This is a genomic window from Hylemonella sp. GW821-FHT10B10, from assembly GCF_059415585.1.
Genome location: NZ_JBWKNN010000001.1, coordinates 1,996,302 through 2,009,912, shown reverse-complemented (window position 1 = coordinate 2,009,912; position 13,611 = coordinate 1,996,302). Strand labels below are relative to the sequence as shown.

At 64.5% G+C, this 13,611-nt stretch carries 12 protein-coding genes; 4 read left to right on the top strand and 8 right to left on the bottom strand.

The features are described from left to right. Window positions 1-20: 20 nt before the first annotated feature. From AC07NT_RS09655 to AC07NT_RS09645, 3 genes are read right to left on the bottom strand one after another with little or no spacing between them, the layout of a single operon-like run. Window positions 21-1,004 carry a Bug family tripartite tricarboxylate transporter substrate binding protein gene (locus tag AC07NT_RS09655; protein ID WP_498596672.1) on the bottom strand — a complete coding sequence of 328 codons (984 nt, stop codon included), beginning with the start codon at window positions 1,002-1,004 and terminating at the stop codon, window positions 21-23. Further along, window positions 1,001-1,747, bottom strand: coding sequence for a hypothetical protein (locus AC07NT_RS09650; protein WP_498596673.1), 747 nt, complete (start codon window positions 1,745-1,747; stop codon window positions 1,001-1,003). The genes AC07NT_RS09655 and AC07NT_RS09650 overlap by 4 nt, the downstream gene beginning before the upstream one ends. Further along, entirely contained in the window at window positions 1,744-2,808 is a 1,065-nt protein-coding gene (locus AC07NT_RS09645) for a zinc-dependent alcohol dehydrogenase (RefSeq protein ID WP_498596674.1), read from the bottom strand. Before AC07NT_RS09645 ends, AC07NT_RS09650 begins: the two co-directional genes overlap by 4 nt. Before the next feature lie 112 nt (window positions 2,809-2,920). Between AC07NT_RS09645 and AC07NT_RS09640 the strand changes: the two genes are divergently transcribed. Beyond that, on the top strand, window positions 2,921-3,841 hold the full coding sequence (locus tag AC07NT_RS09640; protein ID WP_498596675.1) for a LysR family transcriptional regulator: 921 nt from the start codon (window positions 2,921-2,923) through the stop codon (window positions 3,839-3,841). Between the two features lie 59 nt (window positions 3,842-3,900). Here AC07NT_RS09640 and AC07NT_RS09635 read toward each other — a convergent pair whose 3' ends face one another. The 3 genes from AC07NT_RS09635 to AC07NT_RS09625 form a co-directional block, all read right to left on the bottom strand. Continuing rightward, on the bottom strand, window positions 3,901-5,292 hold the full coding sequence (locus AC07NT_RS09635) for a hypothetical protein (RefSeq protein ID WP_498596676.1): 1,392 nt from the start codon (window positions 5,290-5,292) through the stop codon (window positions 3,901-3,903). A 15-nt stretch (window positions 5,293-5,307) separates the two neighbouring features. After that, window positions 5,308-6,222 carry a hypothetical protein gene (locus tag AC07NT_RS09630; RefSeq protein ID WP_498596677.1) on the bottom strand — a complete coding sequence of 305 codons (915 nt, stop codon included), beginning with the start codon at window positions 6,220-6,222 and terminating at the stop codon, window positions 5,308-5,310. A gap of 424 nt (window positions 6,223-6,646) precedes the next feature. Then, entirely contained in the window at window positions 6,647-7,690 is a 1,044-nt protein-coding gene (locus AC07NT_RS09625; RefSeq protein ID WP_498596678.1) for a hypothetical protein, read from the bottom strand. A gap of 103 nt (window positions 7,691-7,793) precedes the next feature. On the opposite strand from AC07NT_RS09625, the gene AC07NT_RS09620 reads away from it, so the two are divergent. From AC07NT_RS09620 to AC07NT_RS09610, 3 genes are all read left to right on the top strand, one after another. Further along, complete coding sequence (locus AC07NT_RS09620; protein ID WP_498596679.1) at window positions 7,794-8,459, top strand: DsbA family oxidoreductase; 666 nt, start codon at window positions 7,794-7,796, stop codon at window positions 8,457-8,459. A gap of 100 nt (window positions 8,460-8,559) precedes the next feature. Further along, window positions 8,560-9,093: a DUF2937 family protein gene (locus tag AC07NT_RS09615; protein ID WP_498596680.1), complete on the top strand. Its 534-nt coding sequence runs from the start codon at window positions 8,560-8,562 to the stop codon at window positions 9,091-9,093. A 5-nt stretch (window positions 9,094-9,098) separates the two neighbouring features. Further along, complete coding sequence (locus tag AC07NT_RS09610) at window positions 9,099-10,085, top strand: metallophosphoesterase family protein (protein ID WP_498596681.1); 987 nt, start codon at window positions 9,099-9,101, stop codon at window positions 10,083-10,085. On the opposite strand, the gene AC07NT_RS09605 is transcribed toward AC07NT_RS09610, so the two are convergent. After that, window positions 10,082-11,008, bottom strand: a complete 927-nt coding sequence (locus AC07NT_RS09605) for a transglutaminase family protein (RefSeq protein ID WP_498596682.1) — start codon at window positions 11,006-11,008, stop codon at window positions 10,082-10,084. The genes AC07NT_RS09610 and AC07NT_RS09605 overlap by 4 nt on opposite strands. Before the next feature lie 4 nt (window positions 11,009-11,012). Beyond that, window positions 11,013-13,577: a circularly permuted type 2 ATP-grasp protein gene (locus AC07NT_RS09600; protein WP_498596683.1), complete on the bottom strand. Its 2,565-nt coding sequence runs from the start codon at window positions 13,575-13,577 to the stop codon at window positions 11,013-11,015. Window positions 13,578-13,611 lie beyond the last annotated feature (34 nt).

Sequence of the window (13,611 nt, the reverse complement as noted above, 5' to 3'; positions counted from 1 at the left end):
GCGGGGCTCGCGCCGATCGCTCAGTCGATCTTGATGTTCTTCTTGGCGATGATGTCGCCGTAAAGCGCCGTGTCGCTCTTGATGCGCTGGGCCAGTGCCGTGGCCGAGGCGTCACCCGCTTTCCAGCCCTGCTGGAACAGCTTCTGCGAGATGTCCTGCGACTGCAGGATCTTGCCGATCTCGGCGCTGAGTCGGGCCTGGTGTGCGGCCGGCATCTGGATCGGGGCCATGACGGCGTTCCAGACCTCGATGTTGGTGCCCTTGGCGCCGATCTCCTGCATGGAGGGCAGTTCCGGCAGCAGGGCGCTGCGCGTGGCCGAGGTCACGGCGATGGCTTGCAGCTTGCCCGACTGCACCAGGGGCATGACGGTCGAGCCCGGCAGCAGCGTCATCTGCACCTGATCACCGAGCATGGCGTTCAGGATGGCGGGGCCGCCGGCAAAAGGCACGTGCAGCGCTTGCAGGCCCAGGACTTCCTTGACCAGTTCCATGCCCAGGTGACCACCCGAGCCGGCGCCGATGGAGCCGTAGGCCAGCTTGTCGCCGCTGGCGCGCGCCTGGGCGATGTACTCGGCCGGCGTCTGCGGCTTGGCGGATTTGGTCGTGACCCAGACCAGCGGGGCGCTGCCGATCAGGGCGATCGGTGCCAGGTCCTTCTGCGGGTCGTAGGGCAGCTTGGCGTAGAGGAACTTGGAGCTGGTCAGCGGGCCGTTGCCGATCACGCCGATGGTGTGGCCGTCCGTGGCCTTGGCCGTCATGTCGGCCCCGATATTGCCGCTGGCGCCGGGCTTGTTTTCCACGATCACGGGCTGGCCAAGGGCGCGGGCCAGGGGTTCGGCCAGCAGCCGCGCCTGCACGTCCGGCGAGGAGCCGCTGGGGTAGCCCACGATGATGCGCAGGGCCTTGCTGGGCCAGACATCTGCGTTCTGGGCCTGGGCCCACAGGGGCAGCAGGGCGAGGCCGAGCAGGGCGCCGATGAGGGAGGGATGCTTTTTGCGTGTCATGCGAGGTCTCCTGTTTTGAATGTACCGAATAAATCCATGCGGGCCGCCGGGCGCGGCCCTGCGGGCGGGTCCAACTCGCCTTGGCGCACCAGGCTGAGCAGTTCGAAGAAAGCGGGTGGTTCGGCGAGTTGCCAGTCGGAACGCGCGATGCGGGCCATGGCCTCGACGGTCTGCTGCAGGCTGGTGAGGTCCAGCCCCTCGAGCATCACGACATGGTCGTGACCAGGAGCGGCGGCATCGCCGACCTGGTTGGCCAGTGGGAAGGCCGCGCTGCTGCCCACGCTGCCCCAGCGGGCGCGGACGACCCGGGCCTGCTGCACCTGCTCCCGCAGCCAGCCGGCGGCGGCGGCCGGAAAGTCCGGGTTCTGGCTGCGCAGCTGCAGCGTTGCGAGTTGCGCTGCGCCGGATTGCCCGTAACTGCCTTGCAGCGTACAGGGCAGGCGCAGGAATTCACGCAGCTCGCCGCGCATGCGCGCGGACCAGGGTGTGGGGTGCGTGAAGACGTCTCGGTACTGCGGTGTCTCCAGCGCAGCCATTGATTCCAGCCAGTAGCAGGTGTAGTAACGCGGCGTGCCGCCAGCCCCGGCGTGCGAACGGTAGCGGCGCGCCTCCACGAAGCCGGGCAGGCTCACGCGCTCGGGCACATGCTCGAAGGTGTGCCAGACCTCGTACTCTGGCTGCAGCCTGGCGCTGCTGATGCTGTTCCAGAGCGCGAGGAAGGCCGTGGCAGCGGGCTGCGTCATGCGCTGAGTGGCTCCGTGGTCGTGTCGGGGTGATAGATCATGACCTTGGTGGCTATTTTGCTGCGAGCCAGCGCGAAGCCTTCCAGGGCCTGCGTGAGCGGCAGGCGGTGGGTGATCATGTGGCGCAGGGTGTCCTGGTGGGTGCGCATGTAGTCCACCACCAGGGGCCAGTTCTTTTCGGGCGCCCGGTAGGAGCCTCGGATCTGCTGGTGCTGGCGCACCAGGGCCGTGAGGTCGATGGGCACAGGGGCAGGGTGGATGCCGGTGATGACCAGCACGCCATGCGTCTTGAGGGCCTGCAGGGCTGGGGCGATGACCGAGGGCGCGCCCGTGGCCTCTATCACCACGTCGAACTTGCCTTCCCGCAGATAGGGCGCCAGGCCCTGTTCCATGCCCTGGCCGGCGAAGTCGATCACGTCCTCGAAGCCCATGGCGCGCAGCACGGCCAGGCGGGCGGCGTCGCCGTGCCCGGCTACCACCACCTGGCGGGCGCCGGCCTGCTTGGCGAACAGGGCAATGCCCTGGCCGATATTGCCGGGGCCCAGCACCAGCACGCGGTCGCCAGCCTGCACGCCGCCCGTGCGCACCGCTTCGTGGCTGACGGTCAGGGGTTCGGTCAGCGCGGCGATCTCGGCGTCCACGCCGGACGGTATGGCGACGCAGTTGCGTGCCGGCACCAGCACCCAGGGGGCGAAGCCGCCGTCGCGCGTGACGCCGATGCCGCGGCGTTTGACGCAGGCGTCGTAGTTCTGCGCCAGACAGGACTCGCACTGGCCGCAGACCACCGAAGGGCGCACGGCCACGAGCTGCTGCGGCGTCAGGCCCTGAACACCCGTGCCGCAGGCTTCGATCACGCCGCTGAATTCATGGCCCACCGTCACGGGCAGGGCGGCTGTGACGAAGTGGTAGCTGGGCGTCCATTCGTCAATGTGCAGGTCGGTGCCGCAGACACCGGCGGACTGCACCCGCAGCAGCACTTCACCGGCGGCAGGGGCAGGGGGCAGGGCCACGTCCTGGAGCGTGAGGCCGGGGCCGGCTTGGGTCTTGCGCAGGGATTGCATGGGGTCGTCGATCCGGTTGGAAAACTGTGCGCAGTGTCGGCGGCCTCAATCCATACGTCAAAGACTGATTTGGTATAAAAAGCATATCTTTTGAGTATGGATAGGATGGGCCATGGAACTGAGACATCTGCGTTATTTCGTCACCGTGGCCGAGCTGGGCAGCGTGAGCCGTGCGGCGCAAAAGCTGTTCATCGCCCAGCCGCCGCTGTCGGCCCAGATCCGCCAGCTGGAGGAGGAGCTGGGGGTCAGCCTGTTCACGCGCCAGCCGCGCGGGGTGCGGCTGACCCAGGCGGGCACTTCTTTTCTGGAGGATGCGCGGGCCATCCTCGCGCGAGCGCAGCAAGCCGCCGTGCGCGCTCGGGAGCGCCAGGCCGGTCAGCGCGCCACCTTACGCCTGGGCCTGGTGCCGTCCACCATCCACTCGGTCCTGCCGGGCCTGCTGCAGCGCCTGGTTGGCGAGAAGCTGGCGGTCAACGTCGAGGTGCGCGAGATGATCACCACCCAGCAGCTGCAGGCTCTGCACAACCGCGAGATCGACCTCGGGCTGGCGCGTCCGGGCGAGGGCAGCCAGCCAGCAGAGATGGTGGCCTGTATCGACGATCCCTACTGTCTGGCCATGCCCCTGGGCAATCCCCTGGCACGCAGCCGTAAACCGCTGGCGCTGCGAGAGGCGGCACGCGAGCGCTTCGTGAGCTTTTCACGCTACCAGGACGCCGACTACTACGATCGCACGGCAGCACTGTGCATGGAGGCCGGTTTTACGCCAGATATCCGTCATGAGGCGGGCCAGTTTGTGAACGTGCTGGCCATGGTGGGCTGCGGGTTGGGCGTGGCCATCGTGCCGGCCTCTTTCGCCACCCTGCCGCAGGGGCAGGTGGCCTTCCGTCGTCTGGACGGTTCGCGCTTCAAGAGCACGCTGGGTCTGCTGCGCGGGCCGCAGCAGGAGCAGGACGACTGGTCGGCACGTGTGGTCGCGCTGGCCGTGCGCGAACTGGAAAGTCTGGGGAAACGGCTGGTGTCCAGGCAGAAGTGAGCCCTAGGGCTCACCTGCCTGCACCCGATTGCGGTTGCCTCGCCGAGGCTGTATGCGCACTACTGAAGTGAGCGCGCTGATTGAAGCTCTAGGACTTCATCAATGGAGGCGGCGCTCGTGCGCATCGTCACGGTTTGCTTGATGAGCCTTCTATCCTTCTCCGAATACCAAGCGGTGATTTGTCCTCGGACTTGGACAATGGGGTTGGCATTGAAGACAAGCGTGCCATCAATGCGGATGGCGTCAAAGGTGCCAGCATTGGTGGAGATCCGCTCTGCGCCCGCATGCTTGACTTGAACAACACACTGAAGTCGCTGAGAACACTCTCCAGCACCCTTAACTTTCATCTCGGGAATTGAGGACTGGGTATCCCAGTGCGGGCTGAAAACGAAACCCGCTTCGGTGGGAACGGCGATCACTTCAGGTTGATTCTTATAGAGCCATGGTTGAGATGGAATGCCATCAATGACCACTTCCTCTACCACGCCATCCACTTCTACGGATTTGGTGCGCCATACCAATTTCTTGCGCTTGCCATAGATTTTGTCTGCGGCCAGGTACTCCCATTCATCGCCAACCTGGGGTTTTTTTCCAGTATTGGGCGACATGCGGGTCGACCCGGTTACAACAGAAGCCTGTACAGCTTTGGATGACGAGGTAGTGATGGCTGGGATCGTTGGGGCAGGGGTGTTGGGGACCACCGCGATGACCTTGGGGGCAACAGGCGCAGCAGCTTGGGTTCTGATGACATCGCCGGACGCCAGCAGCGGCTTGATCAGCTGGTCTTTGCCCATTTCCAGTGCCTGGTAGTAGGCGTTGGTCAGGCCCGGAAATTTTGGAGGCTCATCCCATTTCTGGTCAGTGCCCTTGTTGATAACGACGGGTTCGTACCATTCATAGCCATTGGTTGAGAGATTGACCATATAGCCGGCGGCCTCGAACAAGCCCTTGGGATCGCTGGTCGGTATGTAGTTGGCGTAGCTACGGGTGAAGCCCAACGCCGATATGTTCAGGACCAGGAGTTTGTCAATCTGATACTTTTGTTTGAAGGCGGCGAAGCTCTTGGTCGCCGCATTGGGCGCCGCCCCGGCGTGGTCTGGCAGGGTACTGATATTCAGGGTCTCGTCAAGGACGATCACCGAGGCGCCATTCTTACGCAGTAGCGCGGCGACTTCATGCTTGAATTGGGGCAGATCCTCATAACCCAGGGTTCGGGCATGCGTGGTGAGCCCGGAGTTCATCTGGATGGCGACAGCGAGGCATAGCAGGCAACCGGCTCCTGGCACCTGGGTGTCCAACTGGGGTAAGGTCGTCATCACCACACCAATGCGCCCAGATTCGGCACTGATCGACGTTTTGGACAAGGCGATGGGTGCTTGTTGAGGTGTTGCGCATCCAGTCAGCAAGACCAATGCAGTAACGACGATGACTCCGAAGCAGCTTTTTTTCATTTTTTGCTCTTTCCTTTATGGGTTTGACGGGTTGTCGCAGTTGCTGGCCGGGTTGTTCCCGGGCCGTGCGGCCGGGACCGACATCAGGGCGCCACGCAGCGTGCGTAACAGGACGCGGCTGCAGCGGTCGGCAAGAACCTGAGCCCGTTCCATCTTCTCGATGGATCCTTCACGGTAGCGCACTGTCTTGTAGGGGGCGTCGGGCCTATGCGTTTCTCCCGACAGGTCGAGCATGGCAATGTCCAGTGAAAGCGCCATGAGTCGGGCTTCTTCTTCCTTGAGGTCTTCGCCGTTGTTGCTCGTCCAGTAGGCGACCGGGTCCGTTGTCTCCCTAGGCTCGGAGATCACCCGAAGGGTCATTCGATGGCTGGTGACCGCACTGCCGGCCGGCGCATGCAGCACGATGGTGTTATCGAGCATGATCGCGAGCTGGTCGTGCGTCATGGAGAAGACAGGGGCACTCTCGATGCCCTTGCCCCTGTCCGCGACATTGGTGCTGGCATTCCGCGTGAGGGTCATGCTCGCGCGCGATGCCGCCTTTGGCAGGGCCCGCTGCATCAGCTCGCGATGGCCAAAATTTTCTAGGATCGGTAAGTAGGGGGCCCAGATCTTGTCGGCGGCCTCCTGCTGCTGGTTTCTCTGGTCCTCTTTTATCTTGTCCACGACGGCTCCATGCGTCAGGACGCTGACCAGAAACCCCGCCACATTGGGGGCCGGGTACAGGATCGCACCGTTGGCAACGCCTGCATTGTCCAGATCGGGCAGTCCACGGTGCACGAGTCGGTCACTCTGCGGCATGTTCAGCAGCCAAGCAGGCTCGGTCGATACAGCGGTGGGCGGGGGTGTTCCCGCGAGGGGCGGATTGGTTGCTAGCGCGGCAAATGGCAAGGCCAAGGCAGCGCAAAAAGACAGAACAAATGCCTTGTTCATGACGCCCACTCCCGTATGTTTTTTGTCCACCCTGTGACAAGGGTTAGAGGACTATACCCAGAAACCACCTACTTCTCATCCGTTCGCACACTCTCGGAAACCCCTATGAGCGTTCCTCTACAAATCAATTTTCTCCGATGCGGACAGTCTCTGGTGTGCATTGGGTTTGGGTGGCTTGGAGCAGGACGAGGGGCCGGTCCGAGCACGCGCACTGGCCGTGCACGAACTGGAAAGTTTGGGTCAGCGGCCGGCATCGAGGCAGACGTGAGCCTTGGCGCGTGTCCGACGCGCATGCATTCGATTGAGTTCCGTTTCATGGCTCAGTTCCGTGGAGTGCCCAGTCCACGAGGACTGGCGTCCATCGCTCTGCGGAGTCTTGACCCTTTGCTCCTGGGCTGGGCAGGAGCAAAAAGTTTGATACTCGCTACTGGAAAGTACGTGCCGACTGGAGCTCCACGGTCTCATCAATATTGGTGGCGTTCGAGCGCAACGTTACGGTTTGCTTGAGCAGCCTTCTATCTTTCTCAGAGTACCAGGCGGTAACTTTTCCTCTGAATTGGAAAGCCGTGAGCTTGACGAGAAGCGTGCCATCGATACGCACAGCGTCAAAAGTGCCTGCATTGATGGAGATCTGCTCCGTGCCTGCATGTTTGGCCTGAACAATGCACATAAGTTGTTGGGCGCAATCCCCAGTGCCTTTGACTTTCATCTCGGGGATTGAGGACTGGGTATCCCAGTGCGGGCTGAAAACAAAACCCGTCTCGGTGGAAACAGCGATCACTTCAGGCTGATTTTTATAAAGCCATGGTTGAGCTGGAATACCGTCAACGACCAATTCCTCTACGACCCCATCTGTCTCTACCGATTTGGTACGCCAAAGCAGTTTCTTGCGTTTGCCATAGATCTTGTCCTCGCTCAGGTATTCCCACTCGTCCCCAATTTCAGGCTTTTTCCCCGAATTGACGGCCAGCGGCCCCAGTGTGCGAATGGCAGATGGATTCGTTGCGGCCCGAACTGCGGCAGTCGGCTGGGCAGTGGTGTTGGCCTGGCTTTCGGATTCCTTCTTGCCTGGTGCCCGCATCAGGACGCGGACCATGGTTGGATATTGGTATGCGGCACCGCTGTTGTGATCGATCAAGGCACCGATACCGCCGCCGATGAGGATGTTGCCGTACATGGACCCCAGGGTTTCGGATACGACAGCCTGGTTGCCAGCTTCCAAGCCATCCTTGGTGCAGTTCACCTGCATATCCTGATTGGATTTCTGAATGGTGGTGGTACCAGGGGTTTCAAGGCTCCAACGGCCCTTGTTGTTGATCAGCGTGCATTTGGCGCCCTTGACCTCGTCGCCGGTCTGATCGCGCGTCTGGACGGCCATGTTTTGCGTCGGTGAGCCCGTAACGGAGGCACAGCCGGTGGTGAGGGCGGCCGCAGCCACAAAAAAAGCCAGAACCAGTGTTCTGTTCATGATGTCTACTCCCTTTGGTGTTTATCCGCCCTGTGACAAGGGCGACTCAACTATATCTAGAATCGACGTTTTTCTTTCTGCCCAAGCATCCTCGCAAACCCCTATGAGCACCACCCTTCAGATTGATTTCGTTTCCGATGTGGCCTGCCCCTGGTGCGCCGTGGGCCTGGGCGGCCTGGAACAGGCACTGGACCAGTTGCTGGGCCAGGTCGACGCCCACATCCAGTTCCAGCCCTTCGAGCTGAACCCCGCCATGGGTCCAGAGGGCCAGGACGTGGCTGAGCACCTCACGCAGAAGTACGGCTCTACGCCCGAGCAGCAGTCGCAGATCCGCGAGACCATCCGCGCGCGCGGTGCCGAAGTGGGGTTCAGCTTCAAGCCCGAGGGGCGTGGCCGCATCTGGAACACTTTCGACGCCCACCGCCTGCTGCAGTGGGCCGGCGAGCAGGGTCCGGACAAGCAGTACGCGCTCAAGAAGGAGTTGCTCACGGCCTACCACAGTCGGGCCGAGAATGTCTCCGATGCCGAGGTGTTGGTGCGCGCCTGTCGTACCGTGAGACTGGACGAGGCCCGCGCCCGTGAGATCCTGGGCGGCAACGAATACGCTCTGGCCGTGCGCGAGAACGAGATGCAATGGCAGCAGGCCGGCATCAGTTCGGTGCCGGCGGTCATCGTCAACCGCCAGTACCTGATCTCGGGCGGTCAGCCCGTGGCCATGTACGTGGACGCCCTGCGCCGCATCGCGGCCGACGTGACCGAAACGAGCTGAACCGGGGCGGGCGCCGGCCAAACTGCAAGCGTTTGTTTCCGCCGTCCGCCAGCCGGGCGGCTTTGGTTTAATGTCGGGAATACCTTCCCGGAGGAAAACCATGTCGGTCCTGCTGCGTTATGTGATGATCATCGTCGCCTGCATCTGTCTGCTGGCGGGCATGCAACTGCCCCATCTGACGGACCAGTACGCCAAGCGCGTGGATGCCACGCTGCGCGAAGTCACCATCAACTTCCAGCCTTTCCTGATCATTGCCAACCAGCACACGGGCGGCAATGTCGAGGCGCTGATCACCATGCATCGCCAGAGCAATGTGGCCGCTTTCCAGGCCGAGGGTGACGCCATCGAACGCATGTATCAGCGCAAGCTGCGCTTCGAGGGCGAGGCCAAGGCGCTGCAGACCCACCTGCCGGGGCGCCTCTGGCATCTGCTCGTCAAGGCCGATCACGACCTGCGCGAGCAGACCCTGCTCCAGTACAACGCCACCGTGCCGCTGACGCAGGAAGCCCTGATCGCTGGTGGTGTGGTGGCACTCATCATGCTGCTGCTGCTGGAAGCGGCCATGGCCTTGGGCCGTCGCCTGCAGGCGATCGCCACACGCCAGATCAACCATCGCTGGCGCGGCGCCGATTGACTGTGATGGTTCCCTCGTCGTCGTACTCCCGCGTGCTGCGTTTCCTCACCCTCGCTCTGGCCACCCTGCTGGCCCTGCCGCTGGCGGCCCAGCCTTTTTCCTTTGCGCTGTTCGGTGACACCCCCTATAGCCGTTGGGAGCGGGATCAGCTGCCAGCGATGATGGCCGACATGGCACAGCAGGGGGCGGCCTTTGCCGTGCATGCCGGTGACATCAAGAGCGGCTCCAGCGTCTGCCGTGACGAGGTCTACCAGGACATCCTGGGCGTTTTCCAGGCGGCGCCGCTGCCCCTGATCTACGTTCCCGGTGACAACGAGTGGACCGACTGTCACCGCCGCAGCAACGGCGGCTACGATCCGGTGGAGCGCCTGGCGCACTTGCGTGCGGTGTTCTACCGGGACGAGCGGACCCTGGGCCAGCCTTCCTTTCCTCTGGAGCGGCAGAGCCGGGATCCGGCCTATGCGGCCTACCGCGAGAACGTGCGTTGGGAGCAGGGTTCGGTGCTCTTTGTCGGACTGCATGTGCCGGGCAGCCAGAACAACTACCACGGTGTCGACGGACGCAGCGGACCTGTCGCCGAGTACATCGAGCGCAGTGCCGCCAACCGCGCCTGGCTGGCCCAGGCCTTCGACCTGGCGCGCAGTCGCAAGCTGGCCGGCCTGCTGATCGTGATCCAGGCCAATCCGGGACTGGAAGCCGCCGCTGCGGGGCAGGCCCGACCGGGTTACCGCGACCTCATCGAGCAGTTACAGCTGGAGACCCAGGCCTATGCAGGGCAGGTTGTTCTCGTGCACGGTGACACGCACAGCTACCAGCTCAACCAGCCTTTGCTGGATGTCACGGGAAAGAAGATGCTGGAGAACTTCACCCGGGTCGAGGTCTATGGCTACCCCTTCATGGGCTGGGTGCGGGGCCGGGTCGATCTGGCCGACCCACGGGTGTTCGGCTTCACGCCGCAGCGCTGGAACCCGCAGCCGGCCAGCCCGCCCTAAGGCACTGCCGTCGGGCCTGCCATATCGACGGGGTCGACCGTCACGGCCACTTTCAGCGTGTGCTGCCCGCCACCGTGGATGACACCGCGGATCGGCGAGATGTCGGCATAGTCGCGCCCCGTGGCCACGGTCACATAGTCTTCACCGGGCGTGCCCCAGCCATGCCGGTCATTGGTCGGGTCCAGGTCGTACCAGCCCTGGCCCTCCTGTGCGCCCGGCAGGTCCGGCAGGTAGATGGACACCCAGGCGTGTGATGCGTCGCTGCCCACCAGCCGGGGCTGACCGGGTGCCGGTCGGGTCAGCAGGTAACCGCTGACATAACGTGCCGCCAGGCCCAGGCTGCGCAGGCAGCCCAGCATGATGTGGGCGAAGTCCTGGCACACGCCCTTGCGCAGGGCCAGGGCCTCCAGCGGCGGTGTGTTGACCTCGGTGCTGGCCGTTTCGTAGATGAAGTCCGTGTGGATGCGCGTCATCAGGTCGCGTGCGCCGGCCAGGGCCGATACGCCGGGGCCGAAGCTGGGGCGCGCGTAGGCCGCGAAGGCTTCATCTCGCGGGGCGCGCGCCGAAGCAAAGCTGAATTCGGCGGCCGCACTCCAGGCCGCACCCGAGTGGTAGCGGAACTGCTCGCGCAACGCCTCCCAGGCGATGCGGCTGTCCACCGCCTGCGGCACACGCGTGCGCACCTCGCTGATGGCCGCCACGCGCAGCTGGGTGTGCGGTGTTTGCAGTGAAAAAAAGACCCGGTGGTTGCCGTAGATGTCGACGCTGCGGGTGATCTGTGCCGGTGTCGGAGATACCTCGAGCCGGTGGCTCAGTGTCGTCTGGCAGGAGGTGTCCAGGGGCTGCAGATAGGCCACATGCTGCGCGGTCTCGACCGCGGGCGTGTAGTCGTACAGGGTCTCGTGCGTGATGCGCAGGTGCATCAACTCAGGCCCCCAGGCTCTGCCCGGACTCGCCCGTGTGTGTGAAGTAACGCAGGCTGATCTCGTCGGAGATGCGCCAGGCGGCTTCATTGCACCGGGCCAGCAGTTCGGCCAGCTGGGGCAGCGCGCCATCTTCGCTGGTCTGGCACAGCGCCTCCAGGGTCCAACGCTCGGGGTCGGGGGCCATCAGGGCCAGGGCATCCAGCTCGCCTTGCGGGCTGCCGGCCAGCTTGGCCAGGCGGCCGCGCAGGGTCTGGGCCACCCAGCTCAAGGAGCGCGGGTTGTCGCGGTCCAGCACCAGCAGGTCCAGCAGGGCCGGCACTTCGCGGCTTTGCTGGTACTGCGCGTGGAAGGTGATGGTGCTGTCGAAGAGCGCGATCAGCGCCTCGAAGCCGCCGTCATCATGAACGGCGCCACTCTCGAAGCTGCCGGCCAGGGCCGGAGCCAGGAAACACAGGCGCTCGATCTGGCGGCCGATGGACAGCAGGCGCCAGCCATCGTCGCGTGTCATGCGGTCGGTCTGGGCGCCGGTGATGGCGGCCATGTGGCCGCTGGCCGATTCCAGCGCACGCAGGGCCTCCACGGCGGAGTAGTCGCCCTGGCTGGCCTGCTCGGCACAGTATTGCGTCATCTCGGCTTCGGCGCGGGTGATGACGTTCCACTGTTCCTGCGAGAGCCGTTCGCGCACCGCGGCGGCGGCCAGCTTGAGCGCGCGCAGGGTGTAGCCCACGCTGGTGGCCATGTCCTGGCTGCCCAGGCTGGCGATCAGCGAACGCTCGAACACACGGCGTGCCTGCAGCGCCGTGGGCACGTCGGGCAGCACCAGAGTGTTCTTTACGGCCAGCTCGCTGAGCCAGCTCAGCAGCGCGGGGGAGCAGGGGTCCTGCCCGTTCAGGCTGTCCAGCGTCAGGCGGGCCAGCCGGATGTTGTTCTCGGTGCGTTCGGTGTAACGACCCAGCCAGTAGAGGTTCTCGGCCGCGCGGCTGGTGACCAGGCGTTTGCGCTGCGTGAGCAGGGGCGAGGCGTGGTGGGGGGCCAGCAGGGTGGTACGGTCCACCGCGCCATTCGTCATGACCCAGGTGTCGGCGCTGCTGCCGCCACGCTGCATGGACGCCATGCCGGCACTGGCGTTGACCAGGCGGGTCAGGCCGCCGGGCAGCACGCGCCAGGACTGCGGGCCGTCGGCCACGGCGAACACGCGCAGCATGGCCGAGCGCGGCACGATCTTGTCGTCCTGCCAGGTCGGCATCTGCGAAGGGGGCAGGTAACTCTGCACCGTGTGCTGGTCGCCTTCGCGCAGCAGACGGCCGGCCCATTCGTCCAGGCCGCTGCGGTTCAGGTTGCGGCCCAGCACAGCCTCGAAGCTGCTGGCCGTGCCGGAATAGGTGGCCTTGATCACCGATTCGCCCAGGCGCGGCAACGCATCTTCCAGGCCTGCGCGTTCGCCACACCACCAGGTGGGCAGGGCCGGCAGGGAGAGCTCTTCGCCCAGCAGGTGGCTGGCCAGGGCCGGCAGGAAACCCAGCAGCGCACTCGACTCCAGGAAGGCCGAGCCCGGTGCATTGGCCACCAGCACGTTGCCGGCGCGGATGGCCTGCAACAGGCCGGGTACCCCCAACGTCGAGTCGGGACGCAGCTCCAGCGGGTCCAGGAACTCGTCGTCCAGGCGCTTGAGCAGGCCGTGCACCGGCTCCAGGCCGCGCAGGGTCTTGAGGTAGAGCTTCTGGTCGCGCACCGTCAGGTCGTTGCCCTCAACCAGCGTGAGGCCCAGGTAACGCGCCAGGTAGGCGTGTTCGAAATAGGTTTCGTTGTAGGGACCGGGTGTGAGCAGGGCGATGTGCGAATCGGCGCCGGCCGGGCTCATCTGCTTGAGCGACTCGATCAATGCGCGGTAGGTGGCAGCCAGGCGCTGGATGTGCATGCCCTCGAAGGCCGGTGCGAACTGGCGCGAGATCGATATCCGGTTTTCCAGCAGATAGCCCAGGCCCGAAGGCGCTTGCGTGCGCTGCGAGATGACCCACCAGTTGCCGTCGGGCCCGCGCGCCAGATCGAAGGCGGCGATGTGCAGGTGCGTGCCGCCCACAGGAGCCACGCCATGCATGGGGCGCAGATAACCGGGGTGACCCTGCACCAGGGCGGGCGGCAACAGACCGGCCTTGAGCAGTTCCTGCGGGCCGTAGACGTCGGCCATCACGTGTTCGAGCACGCGCACGCGTTGCAGCACGCCCGTCTCGATCTGCTGCCAGCTTTCGGGTGTCACGATCAGCGGAAACAGGTCAAGTGACCAGGGCCGCTGCGGGCCGCTGGCATCGCTGTAGACGTTGTAGCTGACACCGTTGTCGCGGATCTGCCGCGCCAGGCTGCCGGCGCGGTGGTTCAGATCGGCAAAACCTTCGGTGCCCAGGTGTTCGAAGAAGTCGCCCCAGGGCGGGGCCACCTGCTTGCCGGACAGGCCGCCGCGCAGTTCATCGTAATGACCGTCGGCGGAGGGGGGGGCCAGCGCCAGCGCCCGCTGTGCGGGCGAGGGCAGGGGTTCGGCGTCGAAGAGATCGGGGTCGGCGTGGTCCACTGTGACGGTATTGTTACATCACTGTCGACGCGTG

Excerpts from the sequence above, each read along its gene's own strand:
- AC07NT_RS09625 (WP_498596678.1), bottom strand. The coding sequence starts at position 7,690 with ATGAACAGAACACTGGTTCTGGCTTTTTTTGTGGCTGCGGCCGCCCTC.
- AC07NT_RS09645 (WP_498596674.1), bottom strand. The coding sequence starts at position 2,808 with ATGCAATCCCTGCGCAAGACCCAAGCCGGCCCCGGCCTCACGCTCCAG.
- AC07NT_RS09620 (WP_498596679.1), top strand. The coding sequence starts at position 7,794 with ATGAGCACCACCCTTCAGATTGATTTCGTTTCCGATGTGGCCTGCCCC.
- AC07NT_RS09630 (WP_498596677.1), bottom strand. The coding sequence starts at position 6,222 with ATGAACAAGGCATTTGTTCTGTCTTTTTGCGCTGCCTTGGCCTTGCCA.
- AC07NT_RS09610 (WP_498596681.1), top strand. The coding sequence starts at position 9,099 with ATGGTTCCCTCGTCGTCGTACTCCCGCGTGCTGCGTTTCCTCACCCTC.
- AC07NT_RS09650 (WP_498596673.1), bottom strand. The coding sequence starts at position 1,747 with ATGACGCAGCCCGCTGCCACGGCCTTCCTCGCGCTCTGGAACAGCATC.
- AC07NT_RS09605 (WP_498596682.1), bottom strand. The coding sequence starts at position 11,008 with ATGCACCTGCGCATCACGCACGAGACCCTGTACGACTACACGCCCGCG.
- AC07NT_RS09655 (WP_498596672.1), bottom strand. The coding sequence starts at position 1,004 with ATGACACGCAAAAAGCATCCCTCCCTCATCGGCGCCCTGCTCGGCCTC.
- AC07NT_RS09635 (WP_498596676.1), bottom strand. The coding sequence starts at position 5,292 with ATGAAAAAAAGCTGCTTCGGAGTCATCGTCGTTACTGCATTGGTCTTG.
- AC07NT_RS09615 (WP_498596680.1), top strand. The coding sequence starts at position 8,560 with ATGTCGGTCCTGCTGCGTTATGTGATGATCATCGTCGCCTGCATCTGT.
- AC07NT_RS09640 (WP_498596675.1), top strand. The coding sequence starts at position 2,921 with ATGGAACTGAGACATCTGCGTTATTTCGTCACCGTGGCCGAGCTGGGC.